General features: G+C 36.5%; 25 protein-coding genes. 10 read left to right on the top strand and 15 right to left on the bottom strand.

Annotated features, from left to right (window positions below):
- Positions 1-550 precede the first annotated feature (550 nt).
- On the top strand, positions 551-1,291 hold the full coding sequence (locus J4Q03_RS04930) for a hypothetical protein (RefSeq protein ID WP_426047095.1): 741 nt from the start codon (positions 551-553) through the stop codon (positions 1,289-1,291).
- A gap of 155 nt (positions 1,292-1,446) precedes the next feature.
- On the opposite strand, the gene J4Q03_RS04925 is transcribed toward J4Q03_RS04930, so the two are convergent.
- The 5 genes from J4Q03_RS04925 to J4Q03_RS04905 all read right to left on the bottom strand — a co-directional run bounded on the left by J4Q03_RS04925 (position 1,447) and on the right by J4Q03_RS04905 (position 5,222).
- Positions 1,447-2,220, bottom strand: coding sequence for a succinate dehydrogenase/fumarate reductase iron-sulfur subunit (locus tag J4Q03_RS04925; RefSeq protein WP_426047094.1), 774 nt, complete (start codon positions 2,218-2,220; stop codon positions 1,447-1,449).
- A 133-nt stretch (positions 2,221-2,353) separates the two neighbouring features.
- Entirely contained in the window at positions 2,354-3,217 is an 864-nt protein-coding gene (locus J4Q03_RS04920; protein ID WP_426047093.1) for a cyanophycinase, read from the bottom strand.
- Between the two features lie 23 nt (positions 3,218-3,240).
- Positions 3,241-4,071 carry a hypothetical protein gene (locus J4Q03_RS04915; protein WP_426047092.1) on the bottom strand — a complete coding sequence of 277 codons (831 nt, stop codon included), beginning with the start codon at positions 4,069-4,071 and terminating at the stop codon, positions 3,241-3,243.
- 6 nt (positions 4,072-4,077) lie between these two features.
- On the bottom strand, positions 4,078-4,278 hold the full coding sequence (locus J4Q03_RS04910; RefSeq protein ID WP_426047091.1) for a hypothetical protein: 201 nt from the start codon (positions 4,276-4,278) through the stop codon (positions 4,078-4,080).
- A 350-nt stretch (positions 4,279-4,628) separates the two neighbouring features.
- On the bottom strand, positions 4,629-5,222 hold the full coding sequence (locus J4Q03_RS04905) for a Crp/Fnr family transcriptional regulator (protein ID WP_426047090.1): 594 nt from the start codon (positions 5,220-5,222) through the stop codon (positions 4,629-4,631).
- A 655-nt stretch (positions 5,223-5,877) separates the two neighbouring features.
- On the opposite strand from J4Q03_RS04905, the gene J4Q03_RS04900 reads away from it, so the two are divergent.
- A complete protein-coding gene (locus J4Q03_RS04900) occupies positions 5,878-6,474 on the top strand; it encodes a Crp/Fnr family transcriptional regulator (RefSeq protein WP_426047089.1) in 597 nt (198 codons plus the stop codon).
- A 107-nt stretch (positions 6,475-6,581) separates the two neighbouring features.
- Here the strand turns inward: J4Q03_RS04900 and J4Q03_RS04895 are convergent, their stop codons facing one another.
- The 4 genes from J4Q03_RS04895 to J4Q03_RS04880 form a co-directional block, all read right to left on the bottom strand.
- Complete coding sequence (locus J4Q03_RS04895; protein ID WP_426047088.1) at positions 6,582-7,178, bottom strand: Crp/Fnr family transcriptional regulator; 597 nt, start codon at positions 7,176-7,178, stop codon at positions 6,582-6,584.
- Positions 7,179-7,210: 32 nt separating this feature from the next.
- Positions 7,211-7,615 carry a hypothetical protein gene (locus J4Q03_RS04890; protein ID WP_426047087.1) on the bottom strand — a complete coding sequence of 135 codons (405 nt, stop codon included), beginning with the start codon at positions 7,613-7,615 and terminating at the stop codon, positions 7,211-7,213.
- A gap of 266 nt (positions 7,616-7,881) precedes the next feature.
- Positions 7,882-8,934, bottom strand: coding sequence for an NAD-dependent epimerase/dehydratase family protein (locus J4Q03_RS04885; protein WP_426047086.1), 1,053 nt, complete (start codon positions 8,932-8,934; stop codon positions 7,882-7,884).
- A 79-nt stretch (positions 8,935-9,013) separates the two neighbouring features.
- On the bottom strand, positions 9,014-9,610 hold the full coding sequence (locus tag J4Q03_RS04880) for a Crp/Fnr family transcriptional regulator (protein ID WP_426047085.1): 597 nt from the start codon (positions 9,608-9,610) through the stop codon (positions 9,014-9,016).
- Between the two features lie 642 nt (positions 9,611-10,252).
- Here J4Q03_RS04880 and J4Q03_RS04875 point away from each other — a divergent pair.
- Both J4Q03_RS04875 and J4Q03_RS04870 read left to right on the top strand, forming a co-directional pair.
- Positions 10,253-10,501, top strand: a complete 249-nt coding sequence (locus J4Q03_RS04875) for an FUSC family protein (protein ID WP_426047084.1) — start codon at positions 10,253-10,255, stop codon at positions 10,499-10,501.
- Between the two features lie 272 nt (positions 10,502-10,773).
- Positions 10,774-11,184 (top strand): hypothetical protein, encoded by a 411-nt coding sequence (locus J4Q03_RS04870; RefSeq protein WP_426047083.1) that lies wholly within the window; start codon positions 10,774-10,776, stop codon positions 11,182-11,184.
- A 452-nt stretch (positions 11,185-11,636) separates the two neighbouring features.
- On the opposite strand, the gene J4Q03_RS04865 is transcribed toward J4Q03_RS04870, so the two are convergent.
- On the bottom strand, positions 11,637-11,798 hold the full coding sequence (locus J4Q03_RS04865; protein ID WP_307265008.1) for a hypothetical protein: 162 nt from the start codon (positions 11,796-11,798) through the stop codon (positions 11,637-11,639).
- A gap of 403 nt (positions 11,799-12,201) precedes the next feature.
- Between J4Q03_RS04865 and J4Q03_RS04860 the strand changes: the two genes are divergently transcribed.
- From J4Q03_RS04860 to J4Q03_RS04845, 4 genes are all read left to right on the top strand, one after another.
- Positions 12,202-13,668, top strand: coding sequence for a hypothetical protein (locus J4Q03_RS04860; RefSeq protein ID WP_426047082.1), 1,467 nt, complete (start codon positions 12,202-12,204; stop codon positions 13,666-13,668).
- A gap of 238 nt (positions 13,669-13,906) precedes the next feature.
- The gene (locus J4Q03_RS04855; protein ID WP_426047081.1) at positions 13,907-14,476 is read left to right on the top strand and encodes a Crp/Fnr family transcriptional regulator; all 570 of its coding nucleotides are present in this window, start codon (positions 13,907-13,909) and stop codon (positions 14,474-14,476) included.
- A 76-nt stretch (positions 14,477-14,552) separates the two neighbouring features.
- Entirely contained in the window at positions 14,553-15,290 is a 738-nt protein-coding gene (locus tag J4Q03_RS04850) for an SDR family NAD(P)-dependent oxidoreductase (protein ID WP_426047080.1), read from the top strand.
- Between the two features lie 482 nt (positions 15,291-15,772).
- Complete coding sequence (locus J4Q03_RS04845) at positions 15,773-17,377, top strand: hypothetical protein (protein ID WP_426047079.1); 1,605 nt, start codon at positions 15,773-15,775, stop codon at positions 17,375-17,377.
- A gap of 56 nt (positions 17,378-17,433) precedes the next feature.
- Here J4Q03_RS04845 and J4Q03_RS04840 read toward each other — a convergent pair whose 3' ends face one another.
- The 5 genes from J4Q03_RS04840 to J4Q03_RS04820 all read right to left on the bottom strand — a co-directional run bounded on the left by J4Q03_RS04840 (position 17,434) and on the right by J4Q03_RS04820 (position 21,463).
- A complete protein-coding gene (locus tag J4Q03_RS04840; protein WP_426047078.1) occupies positions 17,434-17,913 on the bottom strand; it encodes a DUF6691 family protein in 480 nt (159 codons plus the stop codon).
- A gap of 10 nt (positions 17,914-17,923) precedes the next feature.
- Positions 17,924-18,532: a YeeE/YedE family protein gene (locus J4Q03_RS04835; RefSeq protein ID WP_426047222.1), complete on the bottom strand. Its 609-nt coding sequence runs from the start codon at positions 18,530-18,532 to the stop codon at positions 17,924-17,926.
- A complete protein-coding gene (locus J4Q03_RS04830; protein ID WP_426047077.1) occupies positions 18,495-19,907 on the bottom strand; it encodes an MBL fold metallo-hydrolase in 1,413 nt (470 codons plus the stop codon). Before J4Q03_RS04830 ends, J4Q03_RS04835 begins: the two co-directional genes overlap by 38 nt.
- 52 nt (positions 19,908-19,959) lie before the next feature.
- Positions 19,960-20,754, bottom strand: coding sequence for a sulfite exporter TauE/SafE family protein (locus J4Q03_RS04825; protein WP_426047076.1), 795 nt, complete (start codon positions 20,752-20,754; stop codon positions 19,960-19,962).
- 85 nt (positions 20,755-20,839) lie between these two features.
- The gene (locus tag J4Q03_RS04820) at positions 20,840-21,463 is read right to left on the bottom strand and encodes a Crp/Fnr family transcriptional regulator (RefSeq protein WP_426047075.1); all 624 of its coding nucleotides are present in this window, start codon (positions 21,461-21,463) and stop codon (positions 20,840-20,842) included.
- Between the two features lie 638 nt (positions 21,464-22,101).
- Here J4Q03_RS04820 and J4Q03_RS04815 point away from each other — a divergent pair.
- The gene (locus tag J4Q03_RS04815) at positions 22,102-22,923 is read left to right on the top strand and encodes an alpha/beta fold hydrolase (RefSeq protein ID WP_426047074.1); all 822 of its coding nucleotides are present in this window, start codon (positions 22,102-22,104) and stop codon (positions 22,921-22,923) included.
- 37 nt (positions 22,924-22,960) lie between these two features.
- Positions 22,961-23,449 (top strand): MaoC family dehydratase, encoded by a 489-nt coding sequence (locus J4Q03_RS04810; protein ID WP_426047073.1) that lies wholly within the window; start codon positions 22,961-22,963, stop codon positions 23,447-23,449.
- Positions 23,450-23,464: the final 15 nt, after the last annotated feature.

Genomic DNA, 23,464 nt, shown 5'->3' with positions numbered 1-23,464 from the left:
CGATGCTGAGTAAAAAACTGAAATTGATTAAAAAAATAAACACAAAGGATGTGGCAATATCGCGGCAATTTTCATTCTTAAAATAAAAAGCCAATGTCTATCGTATATGAAAAAGTGGTGAGAATTCCTCTCTCCACGAGATGCAAACAAGAAATTCTTTACAAAGCACAAAAATTAAATCCTGTGATTCAATAATTACAGAATTTCAACCCTCTTTTTAATAGATTCCCAGTGATAAATATCTATAGGTATATCGATATATTTCGATGCTAATTCTCAATAATTTATATCCAAATGTCGGTAATTTGTACCTAAATAATTATTTAAAAATTATTTGCTGCTAAATAAAACTAAGGATGGTCATCAAATGTCAATGCCAACAAAGATGGTAAGCCGTTTCAGGATTGTTGATACCAAAATAGAATACTATAATGTAGCCCAAAGGATTTTTCGGATTCTAAAAACATAAATGAACACTATACTCAGCCTCTTCTCCATTCTCCCTGGATTGCAAGAAAAGGAGGCTGCTTTTAACTTAAATTACACTAAAATGAAAAAAACACTTTTCTTATTGACCCTCTCAATATATGCGGCAACTTATGCTCAAGTGGGTATAGGAACATCAACTCCTCAGAAAACTCTTCATGTAAATGGCTCGTTACAAGTGACAAATGAACTTAATGTCGGAGGTAATAGTACTACTGCTGGTTCAGCAGGTCTGATTGGCCAGGTACTGAAATCAAACGGACCAGGTGCTGCCCCTTCATGGCAGACTTTGGCAGGTGTTCCTACATCAACAGGGACAGTAATAGCTGTTAATGGACAGTTTTTAGTTGCACAGGAAATTACGGTTCAAATGACTGCTGATATGACTGCTGCTGGCTCTCCGGGTGCTACGGTAGCTAATCCTATTGGCAATCTCAATAATGAAATTATTGATAACGAAAATCTTTATACAGGAACGGCTGCAACCAATTCCTTTAAAGTTTCTGCTGACGGGGTTTATCAGGTGAATATGAATGTACAGATTTCCACTGCCAACGGAACTTCACCGGTTATTGGTATATGGAATAATAATACGGGATTGTGGGTAGCGAGAGTAAATGATACCTATGCGGCACCGACTGGCGGATTACAAACCTATACTTTAATTACTTCGATTCCGATGCAGGCAGCAAATACCTATTCGTTTAGAGCTATAAATACGCAAGAGTATACACTAAAATATTCAAGCTCAGGCTCAACGGGTTCGGGTCCGATCACGCAAGTTTCTGTAAGACGATTAAAATAAAAAACTAAAACACAAATTATAATTTAATTTTAAATCTGCTCTTAATTTTTGAAAGAGAAACACAAATAAATGAGCTATTCCAGGTAGCTCATTTTCTGTTTTTATTGATTTGCTTACTGCAAGAAATTTGTTAAAAAGCTACTGTTCAGTAATGATTACTGCTCGTCTTTTGAAAAAGAACTATATGCCTTTATATATTCTCTGTTCATTCTTGCAATATTATCCAAAGAAATATTTTTAGGGCATTCTACTTCGCAGGCTCCGATTACCGAACAGTTTCCAAATCCCTCTTCGTCCATTGCTTTTACCATATTCAAAACCCTTCTTTTGCTTTCAACCCTCCCTTGCGGAAGCAGTGCAAAATGGGAAACTTTGGCCCCTACAAAAAGCATGGCAGCACCATTGGGACAACAGGCTACACAGGCTCCGCAGCTGATGCATGCAGCAGCGTCCATCGCTTTATCGGCATCAGCTTTGGGAACAGCAATAGCATTGGCATCTAATGTATTTCCTGAAGTATTCACAGAAATGAATCCGCCTGCTGCCATGATCCTGTCAAAAGCACTTCTGTCTGTAATTAAATCTTTGATAACGGGAAATGCAACGCTTCTCCATGGCTCAATAACAATGGTGTCGCCATCACGGAACATTCTCATATGCAGCTGGCAGGTTGTGATTCCAGTATCCGGGCCGTGTGCTCTTCCGTTGATGTATAAAGAACACATTCCACATATTCCTTCACGGCAGTCATGGTCGAAGGCAACGGGTTCTTTATTTTCATTAATTAATTGCTCGTTAAGGATATCCAGCATTTCCAGAAAAGATGAATCAGTAGAAATATCGGAAATTTTATAAATTTCAAATTTTCCTTTTGCTGTTCTGTTTTTTTGCCGCCAGATTTTCAAAGTGAGATTTAAACTTTTCCTCATAACCTATTTTGTTTTGATTAATAAAAATACAGGTATATGAGACCATTATTTTATGAGCCATCTCATATCAGGTCTCTAAATGAACATTTATTTATAACACAAAAGGAACCGAATTTGGCTCCCTTTTATAATTTTACTCTTTGTTATTTTTACTCTTCTCGGATGATGTTCCTGCAAAAACATTATTATTAAAATCAATTTTACAGCCTTCTGTTAAAATATGAACTTTAAGATTTTCTGCATAAACCGGAGATCCTTTTTTTACTGTTTCTATATTCGTTTGGCCGATTTCTTTTGCATTAAGAATCCACACCATTCCCGAGCCGTGGCAGGTTGATTTAGAGCCCTGTTCTATAAGAAGAGCAGTGTCTTCTCCTAGGCCGATTCCCCAGGAATTCTGATGCAGGATCACAGCGTGCGCAAGTCTTCCAAATCTTGCGCGGTGTACAAAATGAGTGTCGATAATACAGTTCCCGATTAAGCCCAGCCCGCAGTCCAGCTCAATATCATGTTCCAGAATGGCTTCCCCGTTGATGGCTTCCAGTATGACAATATCAGGCATACACATGGCTCCTGCACTGGTTCCTGCAATCATAAAATTCTCCTCGTTATAATATTTTTCCTTTAGAAGATCTGTCAGGACGGATTGCTGAAAAATTTTACAGATCCGGTCCTGGTCACCGCCTGTAAAAAACACAGTGTTGGCGGCCTTGACTCTTTTGAGATGATAATCTGTATGAATCTGATCATCACAGATATCCAGAAAACCGAAATTGGTATATCCTATTTCTTCAAATGTTTTTGTGTAGGTTGCATGCATACTTTCTGGCTCAGAAGTTGCAGCAGTAATTACCTCAATACGGTCATCTTTGGATCTTGCTAAAAGTTTAAGAATTTCATTGGGCGAAAAATCATTATTCTTATCCTTCATTTCAGGATTGTTACCATCCCTGTCTTCTTTACCGCCTATAATTAATAATTGTCCTTTGGGTATCATATATAATATTTTATTAGTTAGAACTATTGAATCATATTTCTGTTGACAAAGTTTAAGTTATACGGAAGCAAATGATTTTTTATCAGATCTCCAGTGCATACATTGAGAACAGATCCTTCGGTAAGAATATGTCCTTTCAGATTTTTTTTATACACCGATGCTCCTCTTCCTAAACGTTTGTTTTTAACATCTCTGGCATTCACCACCATTACAGAGCTATTCCCCAGGCATGATGCCTTATAGCCTTTTTCAATGATTAATGCCATTCCGCTGTTTAATCCTAAGCCTAAACATTCCTGATGGCAGATAACTGCCTTTATCAAAATTTTACATCTTTCACCATGCATAAATTTTGTATCAATGATGCAATTGCTGATAAAGCCAAGACCTGAATCGGTCGCTTCTGTATCGTTTAGTACCAGTCCCGGAAGACCCATGGCGCCTGCATTGATTCCTGCAATGGTAAAATCTTCTTCGTGAAGATATTTTCTGTTTAAAAGTTCCAGCATTGCCGATCCTTTTAAGACTTCACAGATCTGCGCTGTATGATCAGCAAGAACAACAAACTGAGCTTCCAGTATCCTCGAATAATAATGATCCAGATCCTGCTTTTTCCGAAGATGGATAAAACCGGTATTACTGTAACCTTCCTTTTCCAGCACGGCAGCATATTGCTCTTTACTGCTGGCTATCAGGTTGGATGTAGTGATGATTTCTATACGGATACTTTTTCGTTCGGAGAGCAGCCTGAAAGCTTTGGTTAACAGCTGATATGATGTTAATTCATATTCTGTATCGCCAGTAGGATCTGTATCATGGCCACGAATGATAATTAATCTGCCTTTTGGATTCATAAATAATTATTCGTTGTCAGTTTTCACATGAGTGCTGTCTTCTTTCTGCTTTATGGTATCGGATATTTCATTCAGCGTTGGTATGGTATCCGAGGCTTTGTCATTTACAGTTTCTCTTTTATTTTCCCTGTTAATGTATTGAGTCTCGGATTTTGTGCAGGCCGATAGAGTGTGTAATAAAAGTACACATAGTGTTAAATATTTCATGATAATTGAATTTGGTTATTCAAACTTACTCATCAGAAAATGAAAAATTTATGATGGGAATCACAATTTTTATATAAAAAAACTCCTCAAGAAAGAGGAGTCTACTGAGAATAAGTGCAAAAATTGAATAGGATGTTTTTCAAAGATAGAAAGGATGTGCAGTATGCATTTATGACGCACGTCATAAACCTGCCAAAAAAAGTGAAAACTATTTTAATGGTTAAGGAATTTTAATTATTCAATTGAATATCAGTTGATTATATAGAAAATACTACGGTTTTGACGGTAGGGAAGAGCAGCTGCAGAACGAACTGTCCGTAACAAGTGTGTGAATATATTCCGAGAATCTACTAGTAGTAAACTCTTCCTTTAATTATTTTAATCAGGTTTTCACTTTCCATTTTCTTAAAGGTCCTTATGACGGTTTCAATCCTTAAGCCTGTTAAAAAAGCAAGTTCTTTTCTTGTGTAGGGGATTTTATAGGAATAGCGCTCTGTAGTCTGTCCGTCTTTCAGATGATTGAGTAAAGTAAGCAGCTGATGGGTTGCATCTTCTGAAGTCAGGCTGTTTAAAAAAATGCAGCTATGGTACGACCTTTCTGCTATATAATGAAGAAATTTCATTTGGATTTCAAAATCAGACTCCAGTAATTTCAAAAGTCTGGAGCGTTCTAATCTCAGAACAGTACAGTCCTCCATCAAAACAGCATTGACAGGATATTTGTATTTGGAAAATAAAAATATTTCGCCAACGGAATCGCCGTTTTCATGAATACTCTGAATAAACTCTCTGTTTTCAACCTGAAAATTGGTGAGTTTTATTTTACCCGTCCTGATTTGAAAATAATAAGCAGGTGCATTATTCTCTGCAAAGAGCATTTCGGATTTTTGTAGTTGAATAATGTCTGCCCCAAAAGTAATGAGCAAGTCTTCCTGTATGACCATAACTCCTAATTAACAATTCACATAACCTGACTGTGAATATACATACTACAAATATATTAATTTAATAATTCTTTGAATGTGATTTAAATCAAAAGTGACTTCTATTGTCCTTCATTTTATCAAGTTTTTTTGCATATTCCGGAATACGGAAACAGGATTACAGAATATCATCAGCGCAATAATTGCAGATAATTTCTTTAGGAGTAAAGTAATTAATGGTAATAGTTTTTTTATGACTAACTTTAAACTATTGAAAATCAAATAAAAAACCTGCATTTAAACACTTGACATTCTTTCTTTTTAAAAGATTTTGAAATATGACCTATGTCATATTTAATGCCTTGCTGATAGGCTACCTTTGAAAATATACCATTTAAGAAAGAATATGAATACAATACAAGGTCAAGTCGTGAAATCAGCATTTTTGAATATGATATTTCCTTATAAAACAAACATTTCAATATATCCTTAACCACTTACAGTGGAAAATAATAGCAAGAATTTCTGTTTTGAACCGTAATTGAGTATTGTGCATAAAATACGATGGTACGCTGTCAGTTAAATTTCATTTGACAAAATAATTCAGAACATTCGGAAATGCTTTTAATTTTCTCTCTCAGTAGCATAGAATAAAGCAAACCTTAAAAATTACATCATGTCTATCCAGGAAAGCCTTTTGCATTCGGTAGAAGCAATTGAAGAGCAGTACAATGCTGGTGATTATATATTTCGTGAAGAAGCCACTCCGCAGTTTTATTATCAAATAGTTACAGGCGAAGTAAAACTTAACAGTTATAAGGAAGATGGTAAAGAATTTATCCAAAATATTCTTTCGGAGCGTTCATGTTTTGGAGAATCTATGCTTATTCTTGGAAAACCATATCCTGTAAATGCGGTTGCTCTTACGAAATGTGTCATTCTTAAAGTAGGCAGGGACCAGTTCTTTCAGTTACTGCAGGAAAATCCCGGGATTTTTATGGATATGTATAAAACTATGTCGGAAAAGACTTCTGAAAAAATTGTATTAATGGAGAAAATTTCGAGCAAAAATGCGGAGGAACGGCTTATAGAACTGATGAACCAAATGAAAGAGGCAAAAGAAAATAAAGACAGATTTTCATTTGAAGTTCCACATACCAGACAGCAGCTGGCTTCACTTACAGGCCTGTCTCTTGAAACAACCATCAGGGTAATAAAAAGAATGGAGAAAAACGAAATTCTGATTATAAAGAACGGAAAAATATTCTATTAAATAATTTGTTCCGTTTGTATACCTTCTGAATGTAAAACCTTATTACAAGGTATGTTATCAAATACTCTTAAATGTTTTTTCTCCAGGATAATTTTATAGGGAGCTGATTAAAAATAGATCTTTCGGTTTTTAATTTTCAGCACTTTCTCGGTTTCCATTTTTTTTACGGTTCTTATGACTGTTTCGATACGCAGTCCGGTGATGGCCGCTAACTGCTTTCTTGTAAGGGGAAGTTCGTAAGAATATTGGCTTTGTTCATCGCTAAAACTCTTGAAATACTTAAGAATACCTTCTATCCGTACATGAGAATATTTGGATGCATTATTCTGCATCATGATAAATTTATGATACAGCCGTTCTGCAACAAACTGCTGGACATCTCTTGCGGCCTGCCGATGGTCGTCGAGAAGCTTCAGGAACTTCTTTATAGGTACTTTTATGATGGTACATTCCGAAATGGCTACGGCATTCACCGGAAATGTTTCTTTAATAAACGATAATAGTTCACAGACACTTTGTCCGTCACTTAAAATACTTTGGATAAGCTCTTTACCGTCTTCGTTTATATGGTTAAGCTTTACAGATCCGGTAATTACCTGATAATAAAACTGTGGCTCATCACCTTCTTCAAAAATGATGTCAGACGGACTGTGAGATTCAATAAATCCGCCGTACGAGGTTAATAAATCAATATCAACAAGCATTATTTGATATTTTAGTTGTTTTATAATTACATTCACACAGGCTCTTTCCCGAATAAGAAGCAAAAAAGGTTTTGGAACTGATGTACATACATGCAGTTTATATTATTTCCATACAGCTTCAGACCGGTCATAGAATGTGAATCACGGAGATCAATGTCATATTTTAAAAATTCTTGCTTTTCAAATCTGATAATATGCTGGGAATCATAAGTTTTAGTGAAGCCGAATTTTAAAAGCCAGGATTCATCTATTTTTACAGGCTTGATTAATTTTGCAGGAACACATAAGGCATTTTTGGAATTCTTTATTTTCACATAGTACTCTTCATTTTCATGCTGAAACACTTCTGTGAGTGAATATACCCGGTTTTTGTACCTTACAAGATTCTGTATTTTTAATTCTGCGATTTCCATAACATTCTGATTTGGTGTTGTCATCTTAATGTTTATTAAAGATATTGAAAATGGCTTTTATATATTATGACTTTAGTCATTATGGCTATGAGAAAGGCTATTATATAACGAAAAAAGAAAATTATTTAACAAGAATTCCGTTTTATCTGATTATTGATGAGTGAATATTGAAGTTTCCAGGCTTTCTGAACTTATCAGATATTAAAAGCCTTCTCAATGAGAAGGCTAAAACACAAATGCTAAAAAAATAATTGTTTTATATGGGCAGTAAAGAATGAAGACTTTCTGTTTTAATCTGCCTCATACAAAACTTCCCTAGAGTCTTCATTCTTTGTTTCGTTTGCTTTGTACGTCAGGTAATTTCCATAATGAAACCGGATACTTTCTGCCACGGAATAAAAGCTACAAGGTATTCTGTTTTTAAGTTTTTTGCTGTCATAAAATTGTCTCTCGGAAACAAATTCAATATTTTCATCCGTAAGAAATTTTGCCTTGTGATCTATCATTCCCAGGATCATACGCAGAGGTTTCAAAGTTTTGAGTAATGTTTTGGGGCATACGATAGGTTTTTTTAAGCCGATCATTCTTCTGATTTTGGCAGAAAGATCTTTGTAGAGAACATTTTCTGATGCAATACAAAACCGTTCTCCAAAAATATTTTTTTCCATCAGGCTTACCGCGATACGTGCCACATCCCGAACGTCAACACAAGAAGTTCCACCTGAGAACGTAAATCTGCTTCTTACAAATACATCGATCATCTGGCTGTTTCCTTTTTTCCAGTTTCCGCTGCCGATGATCATACCGGGATTAATGATAACCGTATTCAAGCCTTTCTGACAGGCATGCCAAACCATTTTTTCCGAAATATATTTGGATATTATATACGGAGAATATGTTTTATCAATATTATAATTGTTATTAATCTGTAATTCCATATTTTTTTTATTGATGCTGAGAACCGCAGCAGAACTTACAAACAGGAATTTTTTCACACACATCTCCCTGCATGCCCGCAAAAGATTTCTTGTGCTTACAATGCCGGTTTCGAGCACTTCTTCACGGTCCCTGGGATCAAAGCTCACTTTTGCGGCACAATGATAAACTTCTTCCACATCCTTTAATAAGACGCAAAGAGATTGATAATTGTTAAAATCCAGGTTTATCCACTCAATTTTATCAAAGAAAAAGTTAGATTCTGATGTATAAAACCGATACGAATTCCTGACATCAGACAAATCACTGCCGGGTCTTTTACAGGCTCTCACCAGCCTTCCTTTTTTTATGAGCTCTAAGGTAATTACCCTTCCTAAAATTCCTGTTGCTCCTGTAACTAAAACCATCGGAATGTTTTTAAGCTTAATTATATTTCTGTTGTATCTTCTTATCTACCAAAACAATATTAAATACTGTGGAGAGATGCTAGTAGAAAATTTTTCTGTTTTTTATTATAACTACTTTATTTTCTTCCATCTTTTTAATAGCCCGGATCGCTGTCTCTACACAAAGTCCAGTAAGGGAAGCCAGCTGCTGTCTGGTGTGCGGAATCTCATAGGAAAATTTATCCCTGTTTTCCTGCGGTTCTTTCAGTATATCCATTATTTCGGTAAGACGTTCTATGGCATTTTTATGGGCGATCTTACGCATCAGGACAAATTTGTTGTATGTTTTTTCAGATAATGCAGCACAGATATCGAGTGTAATTTGTGGATACATATCTATAAGGTCCATAAATTTAGCTCTGCAGATTTTAAGGACTGTACAATTGGTAAGAGCAACTGCATTTACAGGGTAGGGTTTTTCCAAAAAAAGCATTGCCTCTCCAAAGCAGGCATGTTTTGATAAGATATTCTGAATAAATTCTTTACCTTCCTTACTGTAATTATTGAGCTTTACCTCTCCGTCAACAATCTGGTAGTAGAATTGTGGGGTGCCGTCTTCACGGAAAATATAGTCTCCGGCATAATAATGTTCTTCTACAGCTCCTAAGGAGTGCAGAAGTCTTTTTTTAATAGACATAATGTAATTTTTATGATTGGTCTATTTCCTGCTAAACGCCAAATATCCTGGAGTTTAGCAAATTATCCTCTGTCAGAGGCGGTAGCGGGTTTACATGTGTTGTATAGTACAGAAAAAGTTCACCTTTTTACTTTGGAGAATTATTTGTACAAACCTGATCTATTGATGAGTTGGTAAATGCTGTTACCAAATATCATATCTCTAAATTTTGTGGCTGTATACAATTGGATTTAACATATTCATAATTTTAATTTAGGGTGTACATCAAATATAGATATATCACTAATTATTAAAATATGACATAGATCATATTTGTATTTGTCAAGATATCAATAGATTAAATGGTTTGTGAAAATGAGTTATAATAAATCAATGGTGTTTCCCCTTATCCGTAGAGGTTATTTATGCACACAGCTCTGTAATTAATTATATAGCCATAATTGAAAAATTTTGATGTTTTAATTATTAAAAGTAAGTTCCGGAAGTATAAGAGGCATAATAATAAAATCAATGCTATTTATATTGGCTTTTTTGTACTTTAGCTGTCAGCAAAATAAATGATAAGCGAATAGTAAACGGATAATTTGCATGAGTTTATGAGTTAATAAATTTGCAAAAAACTAAAACCAACAACCAAATAATATGGAAAAAGAATTAACTGAATTAACCGATCAGGAATTATTAGAGAAAAGAAAAAAGAATAAGTCTAACGACATAATAAATGCTGTAATCCTGGGAGTACTGATTGGTATTGCAATTTATAGCACCATAAAATATGGTCCTGGACTTTTTACATTCCTCCCGGTACTTTTTGTATTGTATGCAGTCAACAAATGGAATAAAAGCAAAAAAGCATTGGAAGAAGAATTGAATTCCAGAAATCTAAAGTAAAAAATGCCAGAGTACATCGTATTAAGCTGCTTACAGAAAGCAGTTTAAGGTATTGTATTTCAGCCGGCTAATCCACCTGTTTCATGCCATATAAATTATAGAATCTTTAAGCAGGATTTTATAAGTTTAAGCAAAGTATAGGGATTACTCAATATTATTATAAATGGTTACTGTCAATTATGAAGTTGAATTTCTAAAGACAACAGGGTATACAGACATTGACAGAATGGCGCAATTTGTGTAGTAAATTTATTACACCAAATTCACACGATATGTATAAGAAAATTCTTGCAGGTTTAGGAGGTGCTATTGCTCTAAACCTTTTACATGAAACCATTAGAAAGAACTTTGATAATGTTCCGCAGGTAAATAAAGTAGGCGAGGAGGCGCTAAATAAAGCTCTGGGTAAGGCAGATATGAAAATAACTGATAAAGACCAGCTTTATGCCGCTACGCTGGCGGGAGATGTTATCAGTAACGGTTTGTATTATGCTACTACAGCCACCACAGGCTTTAATATTGTTTCAGGCGTTGCTGCCGGTTTAGGAGCAGTGATGCTGCCCCAGAAAATGGGACTCGATGATTCGCCTGTTGCCGAAACCAACCAGAAGAAGATCATGACTGTTGCCTATTATCTTTTTGGCGCAGTGGTGACGAAACTTATTTATGACAAAATAAAATAGTGAGCGTAAGTACGCAAACAATGGAACATTAGCTTTACAGCAGAAAGCTTTTTTATTCTATGGTCTTTCTGAATTCAGAAAGACCATTTTAAAAAACAGACCCCGTGCTACCATTGTATCGGTGTGCTCAGTACGGCCTAGACTGGTGCAACAGTACATCAGAAGACTAGCCCCACGGTCATTTAATTCTTTTATAGCAGTAAATAGCAATTACCTTTTTATGATGAACAATTCAGAAATACTGGACAGGATTATTTTCATCTGCCATTTTTTTTAAAATTCAAACTTTTTTTGCCATCAACCAGGGAAAAACTTCATTAAAATCGCTGAATAGATTACCGTTGTGACCTCCGGTGCGGATGTGTTTAGCTTTTATTATTTCGAGTACCAGTTTTTTCTAGCTCTTCTGCCATGGGCAAAGATATTATTCTTCTGATATAAGCTAAATCAATTTAGGACTCTTCATTTTTTGGCTTAAAGTTTCTACCAGCCCCTTGTCTTAGGAATGTAATTTTCCCTTGTGTTTGCTTTGCTTTTTCAAGAACTTCCATAGCTCTTGTTCGTTCGTTAACTTTACTTGCATGTGTTATGCCTTGATTTTCACTTTTTTTCATATGTCAATATAGTGAAATTTATTGACAAAAGCAAATATTTAACATTGCATGTATTCTTATCAGAATTATAATCCCTCCCAACAGAATACCCCAGTATAGCAAAGAGGCTGTTTCAAAAGCTAGACTGATGCTCTGAGAATCTTCTAAACAACAAAAGTTATGAAACAGGATTCCGAGAAAGGGGGGATTTTTGAGACAGCCTCTTATTTTTATCTCCACGGGAGTGGGGGATATAAAATTTGAATGAATAAATATTAATCAAATTCATGTTCCAAATGAAAGAAACATGGATGGAATATACATTTGATGTATATATGATGTATGCTTAATGTATATATGATGTATATATATGTTTATTTTTTTTCTGCTGGAACGATACTTTTGCAAATTCAATATACTAAAGATGAAAAAAAAAGTTCTATTAATTGGAGCCATTCTGGCTTCCTTACAAGCAATTTCCCAAGTGGGGATTAACACTTCAAGTCCTAAAGCCACATTAGACATAGAAGGAAAAGCTTCTGTAACCAATGTATTGGATGGTATAATTGCTCCGAGAATCACAGGAGCACAGCTTAGAGCGAAAACCTATACTACCAGTCAGACGGGTGCAATGGTTTATGTAACAGCCGCTGACACAGCTCCGGCAGGGCAGACTGCTGAGATCACAAGTTCCGGTTATTTTTATTTTGACGGGAGCTTAAACAAATGGCAAAAGCTAAATACGGGAAATGCGGCCATTGCAGATCCAACTCCGGATGCCTTTATTGATGACCCCATCGATACAATGGTAAAGCTGGGCAAGAGTTCTACCGGTGCTGCAAGAACGGTCAATACTGATTTTGTTATTAAAGATGATGGTAAGGTGGGAATCGGCATTTCATCCCCTGACAGCGGATTACATTTAAAAGAAAGCTCTACAACAGGAAGTAATCAGCTAAAAGTAGAATCTGTAAACAGTTCTCCACTTCTAGCTTTGGAAAGATCGGGTGTTAACAATTTGTCTGCAGGCACAGAGCTGGGAAAAATATCTTTTAACGGAAGGATTTCTGGTGCTGATTTTCCGTTAGCAGGAATAAAAGCAAATTACTGGGGAACTGGATCAACTAATTCTTCTGCTCTTACATTTTCTACGAGTGATAGCCCGGCTATGGTAATTAATGAGTATGGAAATATGGGAATAGGACGTTCGAATGCTACTTATGCAATGTCTCCTTCAGAAAAACTGGATGTAGATGGGAATGTGAGATTTAGAGGTGTGCCGGATGCAGCCAGTGTGGATTCTACGGAAAGAATAGTAGTATTGAAAAGTGATGGAACAGCAAAAAAGGTTCCGGTAGAAGCGATGTATCCTGCTGACAAGTTTAGTTTAGATGACGTATTGGTTAATAAGGCAGGTGGTCCCATACATTATAATTTTGATTATCCTATTACAGCTAATTCTGCTATTGATCTGGGTACTTTTACGAGAGCTGTTACCATTCCTCCTTTTACTATTGGAAGAATAATATTGAACTATTCTATTCCCGCAGGTACTCATACGAGTGGCTGTGCGAATCCGGATAGAGTATCTTACCTGGGAATTACTTTTTACAAAAATGGTGTAGAACAGCAGGAAGGCTCCAGGAAAGTGACAGTCAGGGGTTTAGACGCAGGATCAAGAATGTCGACCATCAATGGTAATTTTTCTGAGGACATCACCAACAATACCTCATCCAATATGACTATCACCTATAAATTATCAGGGTATGTAGAAGGTGGCGGAGCTGGAACATGTATGGTTGTTTATAATATGTGGAACGGAGGCGGCCAACCTAATTTCAACTGGGGACAAGGAACTATGACCGTCCAGATGTTTAAAAAACCTTTATAACAATATCTATTCTTAAAAATACATGTAATGAAAGATTTGAGTCCGTTTCACAGCTAGTGAAAACGGACTTTTCTATGGGTTCTATTAATATCTTGCATAACAGTTTCAATTCATCCATTATGGCTTTAAAGTCAACGATCAAAACATGGTTTTGCAGTAAGATTCTTTACAAGAGATATTAAGATGATTTTTACCAAATGACAAATACCATACAGGTTACTTTAGCTAACTTGCAGGTATGAAAGAACTATTTGACTTTATTTTAAGGTTTGGAAATCTTAATCAGCAACAGATCGATTTTATTGCAAGTAAGGCTCTGGAGATTGATCTTCCAAAAGATGAATATTTTTCAGAGGCAGGTAAAATTGCCCGTCAGGTAGGATTTATCGTCGATGGAATCTTAAGAGTTTGCTATTATAATAATGAAGGCCAGGAAATTACCAAATACTTTATAGAAGAAAATAATCTGGTGGTAGATCTGGAAAGTTTTGATAATCAGATCTGTTCAAGTACTTATGTTCAGGCGATAACCGATGCCAAAATGATCGTTTTCTCGAGAAAAGACTGGCAGGAACTTTTACAGACCATTGTTGGATGGGATGCAATTGTCCATAAAATTATTTCAAGAGCCTTAATACAGAAAGTCGAAAGAAGAAGTCCCCTGGTTTCAGAAGATGCCACAACCCGTTATCTTAAATTTTTGGAGATCTATCCCAGTGTGGTTAACCGTATTCCGCTCTCGTATATTGCTTCTTACCTGGGTGTTACCCAATCCTCACTGAGCAGAATTAGAAAAAATATCCGCTAAAGTTGCTTTTTGCCAAATGGCAAACGATCTTATTTTTAATTGCTGGAATTTTACACTATAAATTAAAACAAAGAAAATGAATTCAGCATTAATTACAGGAGCCAACAGAAGTATTGGTTTGGAAACAGCAAAACAACTTTCAGAAAAAGGATTTTTCGTTTATTTGGGAAGCCGTGATCTTGCAAAAGGTGAAGAGACCGTAAAAGAATTATCAGAGAAAGGATTTAATAATATTAAAGCGATTGAAATAGATGTTACCCAGCCCCATTCAGTTTCGGCAGCAAGGGATATCATCGCAAAAGAACAGGGAAAGCTTGATGTTCTTATTAATAACGCAGGAATCCTTGGCGTTAATCCTCAAACGGCATCAGATACTTCCATTGACCATATTCAGGAGGTGTTTGACACCAATTTCTTTGGGGTAATCAGTGTTACACAGACATTTTTAGAATTGCTCAAAAAATCGGATAGTCCCAGAATCAGTAACATAACTTCCGGACTTGGATCATTAACATTGCACAGTGATTCTACATGGAAGTATTATGGAGTAAAAGGCGCAGCTTATGGTCCTTCAAAGTCAGCTTTAAATGCATACACCATTGTATTGGCTTATGAATTGAAAGATTCACCTTTTAAAGTGAATGCCATTGATCCCGGTTATACCGCAACAGATTTTAACCACCACAGCGGCTCCGGATCTGTAGAAAGTGCAGCAGCCTTTATCATTAAGCACACACTGACAGGTGAAAATGCACCGACGGGACAATTTTTCAGTAAAGATATAGAAGATGGTACAGAAATAAGCCCATGGTAGTATAGCATGTAAAGAATTAGGTATAATTAAGAGAAACCAGAGGTTTCTCTTTTTTTATTTTATTATGAAACAGACTATTATGTAATCTTATCTGATGAGAAGTTTCACAATGCATCCTGTAAATTCTTCCGGGCAACAGCTCATGAATTATTTTCATAATATATAGGAAAGAGAAATATCCTGATTGTATTGATAATTCCCGGGAACACAAATGTAATTAAAAGCCTGTATTACTCCTATATTGGCTTATTAATTGATATTAAATTTTATCCAATTTTTAATTTCTGATGAACAAATCGATCGTAATTTTCATTTTCACTTTAAATTGTTTTTTCTTTTTAAATGCACAGGAAAGAAAGGACTCACTTTATTATAAAATAGAAAATTTTTCGGATAAAAGAAAAGTGACCAAATTCATTCATCGTTTCATATTCCGTAGGGAAGCAGATTCAACATCTGTTAAAACACGAACTGAGAAACTTTTGCAAGAGACTCATAATGGAAAATACATCAGAAATATCCGGATAGAAACAATTGACCCGTTTGGATATGGTTCGAAGGAGAAAAAAGAAAAATCCAGATGGTATGATTGGTTCACCAATCATCTTCATGCCAATACAAGAACTTCTACTGTTCATAATTATTTACTTTTTCAGGAAGGGGAAGAATATAATGCCCAGAAGCTCTATGAATCTGAACGTTTACTAAGAACAATGCCTTTTATAAACAGAGTGAATATCAGTGTTTCCGACAGTACTTCCGGCAAAGATTCTATTGACGTGGTAGTAAAAGTTCTCGATTCCTGGAGTCTGAAGCCGAGAGTAAGTTATTCAGGAAGCAGAATTGGCCTGGGGGTTACCGAAGAAAATGTATTGGGATTAGGACACGAATTGAATTTACTGTATAGAAATGATTCCAAAGAAAAGCAGGATTATCTTTTAGGAAGCTACACTGCATACAACCTTTTGGGTTCATATATCAACGCTCAGGTTTTGGGAGAACGGGATTTTTTAAAAAATGAAAGAATCAATTTCAATGTCAGAAGAGATTTTTTCTCACCCCTCACGAAATGGGCAGGTGGTTTTACTTTCGAATATTTTATGCGGAATGTCTCACTTCCGGTAGAAACGGGCACCACCTTTCCGGAAGTTCAAATCAAGGTGTACAGTCAGGATTTATGGGGTGGGTATCAAATTCCAGTTTCATCTGATTCAAATGAAAAAGTGAACAGTAATATTGCATTGATAGGAAGATTTCAGAATTATCAATATAAAGACAGTCCGGGCATCAATCAGTATCAATATTTTAGTTCTTACAGCAGTTTTCTGATGTCTGCCGGGTTTATTCACAGAAATTTCTCAGTTCAGAAAAATATTTTTCAATATGATTTACCGGAGGATATTGCTTATGGTAATTCAGTCAATTTTACTGCTGGAGTATTATCAAGAAGTAATGATGTGAAGCCCTATGTGGGAGTTTCCGCATCGTATGGTAATTTTATAAAGATAGGGTATTTCAATCTGAAAGCTCAGTTTGGAAGATTTTTTAATGAAGACAGCCAAAACCGCGAATCTTTCCGTTTGGATGGAACTTATTTTACTAATCTTACGGATTGGAAATTTGCCAGAGCAAGGCATTTCTTTTCTCCGACATTAGCATTAGGAAATCCGCAGCATAATTATTCTTATAAAGACAGGATTAATCTTTCTTCTGCAGATGAATTTCCTGTTTACAATTCAGATTATATAGGAACTAAAAAACTGGTTCTGAGATATCAGCTTCAGCTTTTCATTAATAAAACCTGGAAGAATTTTCATTTCAGTCCTTATCTGACTGCGGCAGTCGGCTGGCTAGGTATGCCTGACGATAAATTACTGAAAACAAAAAGTAACACCAAAATAGGAATTGGTGTTTTGATCAATAATCCATATCTGGTTTTCAACAGAATTCAGATTTCTTTTACTTATTATCCCCGTGTACCTTTCGACAATCATTCCGTTTTTGATTTTAACAGCAACCGGAACAATATTTTGCCGATGAGCGACCTTGCGACAGAAATTCCGCATTTTGTAAATTTTGGAAACTGATGAGGTAATATATTAAAATTCGGATTGAGTACGGCGTCTGCAGATTGGCTGAATAATTAATGTGGTAATTTTTCTCTGAAATAACCATACAGCCAGGTACCCAGAACTGCACTTAAAAGAGTAACTGTAACAGCTAAAGCACCGCTTCCTATCTGGGCGAACAGGGGACCCGGACAGGCGCCTGTAATAGCCCATCCAAAACCGAATATCAGCCCGCCATATATTTGCCCTTTATTGAATTTCTTGTCAGGAATGGAAATAGGGTGTCCTTCAATGGTTCTGATTTTTAATTTTTTAATAAGCCAGACAGAAATTATTCCGACGGCAACGGCACTTCCGATGATTCCATACATATGAAATGACTGAAACCGGAACATTTCCTGAATCCTGAACCAGCTTATTACTTCGGCTTTCACGAAAACTATACCGAATAGCACGCCAATAATAAGATATTTTAAATTATACTGCCATTTATGCGGAAGAGTGTTTTCATTTGAGCAGCCGTTTTGAGCAGTGGTATTTTTTTCTTTTTTCATGTTTATAATTTTATAGTGAAAGAATAAATGGCAGTACAATATTGGCCATCAGTAAGCCGCCGATCATAAATGAAACTGTTGCTATCAGCGAAGGCCACTGAAGGTTTGAAAGTCCCATTATGGCATGTCCACTCGTACAGCCTCCTGCATATCTTGTTCCAAAACCTACCAGGATACCGCCTCCAACCATTATAATAAAGCCTCTTAAGGTAAGAAGGCTTTCAAAGCTCATGAGTTCTTTGGGGACAAGATTGGAGTAATCAGTTATTCCATAACCTGTTAACTCCGTTTTAAGAGTGGGGTTCATCATTATTTCTTTAGTATCCATCATCAAATGGGCAGCAATAATGCCACCAAGGAATATACCCAGTACAAACATTAGATTCCAAATTTCATTTTTCCAGTTGTAGTTGAAAAAACTGATATTAGCCGGAATACAGGCAGCACAGATATGCCTCAGAGATGAGCTTATCCCAAAAGATTTGTTTCCTGCAATAAGCAGCGCAGGAACTGTAAGACCAATAAGCGGACCGGCAATATACCAGGGCCATGGCTGTTTTATTATTTCTATCATACTCATTTTATTTATTGAAAATTTTGCTTTGGCATATAAAGTCAGTCGTTGGAACGCCTGTTTTAGCAATAGCAGTGTAACCCCCGTCAATTTCGGTAAAATTCCTGAAACCTCTGGCTTGAAGAATACTTGCCGTCATCATGCTTCTGTAACCTCCCGCACAGTGAAGATAGAAATGTTCTGTTCCCGTAAGGCTGCCAGCCCATTCGTTAATGTAAGCCAGGGGCTTGTTAAATGCTTCGTGAACATGCTCCGTATGATATTCACTTTCTTTTCTGACATCAAAAATAGGAGCAGGATTGTTCTTGATCCGGCTTTCAAACTGTTCTGCAGAAATACGGTTCACTGTATCAATTTCTTTATTGCTGTCTTTCCATGCAGTAAAACCGCCTTTGAGATAGCCCAACACATGGTCGAAGCCGACACGGCTCAGTCTTGTCAGTGTTTCTTCCTGCTCATTTTCGTTGGTTATCAGGAGAATAGGCTGTTCCACATCAGCAACCAGGGTTCCTACCCATGGCGCGAAATCACCTGCAAGACCTATGTTGATAGATTTTGGAATAAATCCTGCGGCAAATTCCTGGTGTGGCCGCACATCAATAAGCAGCGCATTTGAAATTTCTGCCGCCTCTTCAAATTCTTCAGAGGAAAGTGCTTGCATGCCTTTGGCTATAACATCATCAAAACTTTGAGATCCCTTTCTGTTTAAGGCAACATTCATCCCGAAATAGCCCGGAGGTGGCAGTAACCCGTCTGTAACAGCCTTAATAAAGCCATCTTTATCTTCCTGATTTAAAGCATAATTTGTCTTTCTTTGATTCCCAAGACTGTCAACGGTCTCTTTTTGCATATTTTTTCCACAGGCGGAACCTGCGCCATGAGCCGGATAGATAACAATGTCATCCGGTAATGGAAGAATCTTTTTATATAAGCTTTCATAAAGAAGCCCGGCGAGTTCCTCCTGGCTCATTGTTCCTTTCTGAGCAAGATCCGGACGGCCAACATCTCCTAAAAATAAAGTGTCACCGCTGAAAAGAGCCTTTTCCCCACCGGTTTCATCAATCAGTAGAAAACAGGAGCTTTCAAGCGTATGCCCCGGTGTGTGAAGAACTTTTATTTTTATATCCCCAATTTCAAAAACCTGACGGTCTTCTGCAATTACAGCGCTAAACTCAGGTGCTGCAGTAGGACCGTAAACGATAGCCGCATCGGTTTTTTTGCTTAAATCAACATGACCACTCACAAAGTCGGCGTGAAAATGGGTCTCAAAAATAAATTTTAATTTGACATTGTCTTTTTCCAGGCGGTCCAGGTATGGTTTTACCTCTCTTAGCGGATCTATAATTGCTGCTTCACCATTTGAAACGATATAATAGGCTCCCTGAGCAAGGCATCCGGTATAAATCTGTTCTATTTTCATATGTATAATTTTTAAATTTTTTGTTGTATGCAGTTCCAAACCGGCAATTACATCAGAGGGTAATTTCTTTTACAATGATATAAATGCCCATGACAAGAATAAACCATCCGAACGCTGGTTTAAGTTTTTTACCATCTATCTTTTTGGATATCTGTGAACCTATTATAATTCCGGCAACCGCTATAAGGGATATTGTGAGCAGTAAGGTCCAGTCAGTTTTCGTGTGGTTCATAGATGATAAGAAACCAATCAGAGAATTCAGGGATATAATAACCAAAGAGGTCCCGATTGCCACTTTCATAGATGTTCTGAAGAGGCCTGTCAATGCAGGAATAATCATAAAACCACCTCCGGCCCCTACCAGGCCTGTTAAAATTCCCACTATGGAACCCTGACCAGCCATTAAAAGAATATTGTTGTTCTTTGATGGGTACTTTATGGGCTCGGTATCGGTATTTTTTCGGATCATGCTGTAGGAAGCAAAAATCATTAGTGCGGCGAAAATCAACATTAAGAATAGATTTCTGCTAAAAGAGAAATGGCCGGTATTAAATAATACTTCAGGAATAAGCGGGATTATGTAGCTTCTTGTCAGAAAAATTGAAATAACAGAAGGGATACCAAAGATCAAAACAACCTTAAAATTGATCAGGTCTCTTTTGAGATAGGATAAAGCCCCTGCAGTACTACTGATCCCAACAATAAAAAGTGAATATTCTGTTGCCGTTATGGCCTCTAAGCCGAAAAGATATACCAGTACAGGAACAGTAAGTATACTGCCTCCGCCACCTATCAGCCCAAGCGATATGCCAATTAAAACCGATGCTATATAGCCAAAAATTTCCATCTTTATTTTCCAATTTCTGATAGCAAAAATGGAGATATTCCGGATATTCTACAGCTACTTTTGTTACATAAGGTAATTTTATAGCTTATTCAAGTAATATTTTGTTACGGCCAAGCTTTACGGTTCCCGCATCTTCCAATTGTTTTAGGAGCCGGGAAACAACCACTCTTGCTGTACCAAGCTCGTTGGCAAGCTGTTCATGCGTAACAGTTATTGTTTTGGAATTTAAAAGCTCTGCTTTTTTATGCAGTAAAAGCAATAGCCTTTCGTCGACTTTTTTAAAAGCAATTGCGTTGACAATATCTAATAATTCTTCAAAACGTTTGTGATAGAGCCTGAAAATATAGTCAAGCCATTCAGGATATTGCTTGATAAAAATAGAAACTTTATCCACAGGTAAAAATAGTATTTCGGCATCTTCTTCTACTTCTGCCTTTACGATACTCTTTTCATTGTGCATTCCGCCCAGAAAGGACATTATACAGCTTTCTCCGGATTTTATATAATACAGCAGTATTTCTTTACCGTCTTCTTCAGTCCGTATTACTTTAATCATTCCTTTCATCACGATAGGGATGGCACGGATAGAGGAATTTTCATCCAAAATGATATCTCCTGTTTTATATTTTTTGGAAACTCCGCTGCTATAAATTTTTTCCACCAATTCCGGCGAAGTGATAAATTCCGAAGATAAGACCGAATTTTCCATACTGTAACAATAAAATTTAAAGCTAATGTACAGCTATATTGGAAAAGAAAAAATGTATAAATTCCGGTTTGTATGAACTGATATTTCTTTAATGCTATTTTCAGCAATACAAAATTGCCTTTTATTCAGAAATATTATATCTATGGATCTTAGTTTCTGGATTTCGGCTTTTAAAACTTCATTATAATTCTTTAAAACGGATACTTAACTTTCTTTTGATGCTTTCGCATACAACGTCCAACTTTTGATGTAGGGCCTGAATTTAGTTTGAAAGATTTTTCTTTGTCATTAACTTTTTATATTAAAAACAGATCTTCACTTGCCTGATAGCCGGCTCCGGTTCTGAATGAAAACGCTTTTCAGGACTGTTTTTATTTTCCAATAACAATTTTTTTACTTTAATAACAGGCTTGTTGCAGGAAATCTGTCGGCTGACCCATCTTTAACAGAATCAAATTCAGGTTTTGTGAATCCGTCTTTTCTGATATTTAAATAATGCGTTCATAAAATTACGATATATCGTAGCTTTTTATATCTATTCAAATATTTAATGTATTGATTTGTAGTGTATTGTGTTTGTAGCGTGCTTATTGAAATTAATACTTTGAATTTAATTATCAATCAAAAAGTTTAAAACAATGAGTACATTAAAACTAAAAGACGGTACAGAAATTTTCTACAAAGATTTTGGAACGGGACAACCTGTCATGTTTCACCATGGATGGCCTTTATCTTCAGATGACTGGGATGCACAGATGATGTTCTTCCTGCAGAAGGGATACCGCGTAATTGCTTTTGACAGAAGAGGGCATGGCCGTTCAGGTCAGACAACGACAGGGCACGAGATGGAGACGTATGCTGCAGACGTAGCAGAGCTCACAACCTTTCTGGATTTAAAAGATGCCATCCATGTTGGACACTCAACCGGTGGAGGAGAGGTAATCCGTTACGTGAATAAATATGGTAAAGACAGAGTGTCTAAAGCAGTTTTGATTAGTGCTGTTCCGCCGGTAATGGTAAAAAGTGAAAATAATCCTGATGGTGTTCCTATGGAAGTTTTTGATGATATCAGAAAACAAACCCTTACCAACAGACAGCAGTTTTATATTGATTTAACATTTCCTTTTTACGGGTACAACAGAGAAGGAGCTGCTGTAAAAGAAGGAGTTCAGAGAAACTGGTGGAGACAGGGAATGATGGGAAGTATTTTAGCCCACTATGAATGTATAAAAGCATTTTCAGAAACCGATTTTACAGAAGATCTAAAAGCTGTAGATATTCCGGTCTTAGTATTACATGGAGAAGACGATCAGATAGTGCCCTACCAAAATGCAGGAGTAAAATCTGATAAACTGCTTAAAAACGGTAAGCTAATCACTTATCCTGGATTTCCACACGGAATGCCAACAACGGAAGCGGAAACCATAAACAACGATATATTGGCCTTTATAACGCAGTAGAAGCCTTTTACAGCTACTATATTCTAATCCAGAAAGTATGGAAAATTCAAATACAAAAGAATCCGCATTTAATCCTGAAGATTTTTCTGTCGTACCGGCCCGCAGTTTCAATGAACTGACGGTTGGAGAGGTATTCAGAGCTCCAAGCAGAACATTGACAGAGGCTCATGCTTCAGCTTTTCAAACTGTATCATGCGATAATCATCCTATACATTATGATGCAGAATATGCCAAAAGATACGGCCATGAGGCACCCGTTGTCCATGGATTGCAGGTTTTGGCATTTACCGCACCGGGAGCAACTCTGCTGCCCCATTATTTTGGAAAGGTTTTTATCAGCTTTTTAGAGCTTTCATGCCATTTTCTGGGAGAAGTTCATTCAGGAGATACGCTGTATTCTTCACTCACGATTACGGATCTTACTCCTCAGGGAGATAAAGGTATTGTGACTACAAAAGTAACGGTATATAACCAAAAATCCGAGCTGGTACTGGAAGGTCAGCATAAATACTTATTGAAAAGATAAATTCATTTTTTGAAT

The organism is Chryseobacterium sp. NFX27 (genome assembly GCF_049887855.1).
Classification (GTDB): Bacteria; Bacteroidota; Bacteroidia; order Flavobacteriales; family Weeksellaceae; genus Chryseobacterium.
The sequence above is the reverse complement of the archived record's forward strand: the minus strand, read 5'-3'. Positions and strand labels throughout refer to the sequence as shown.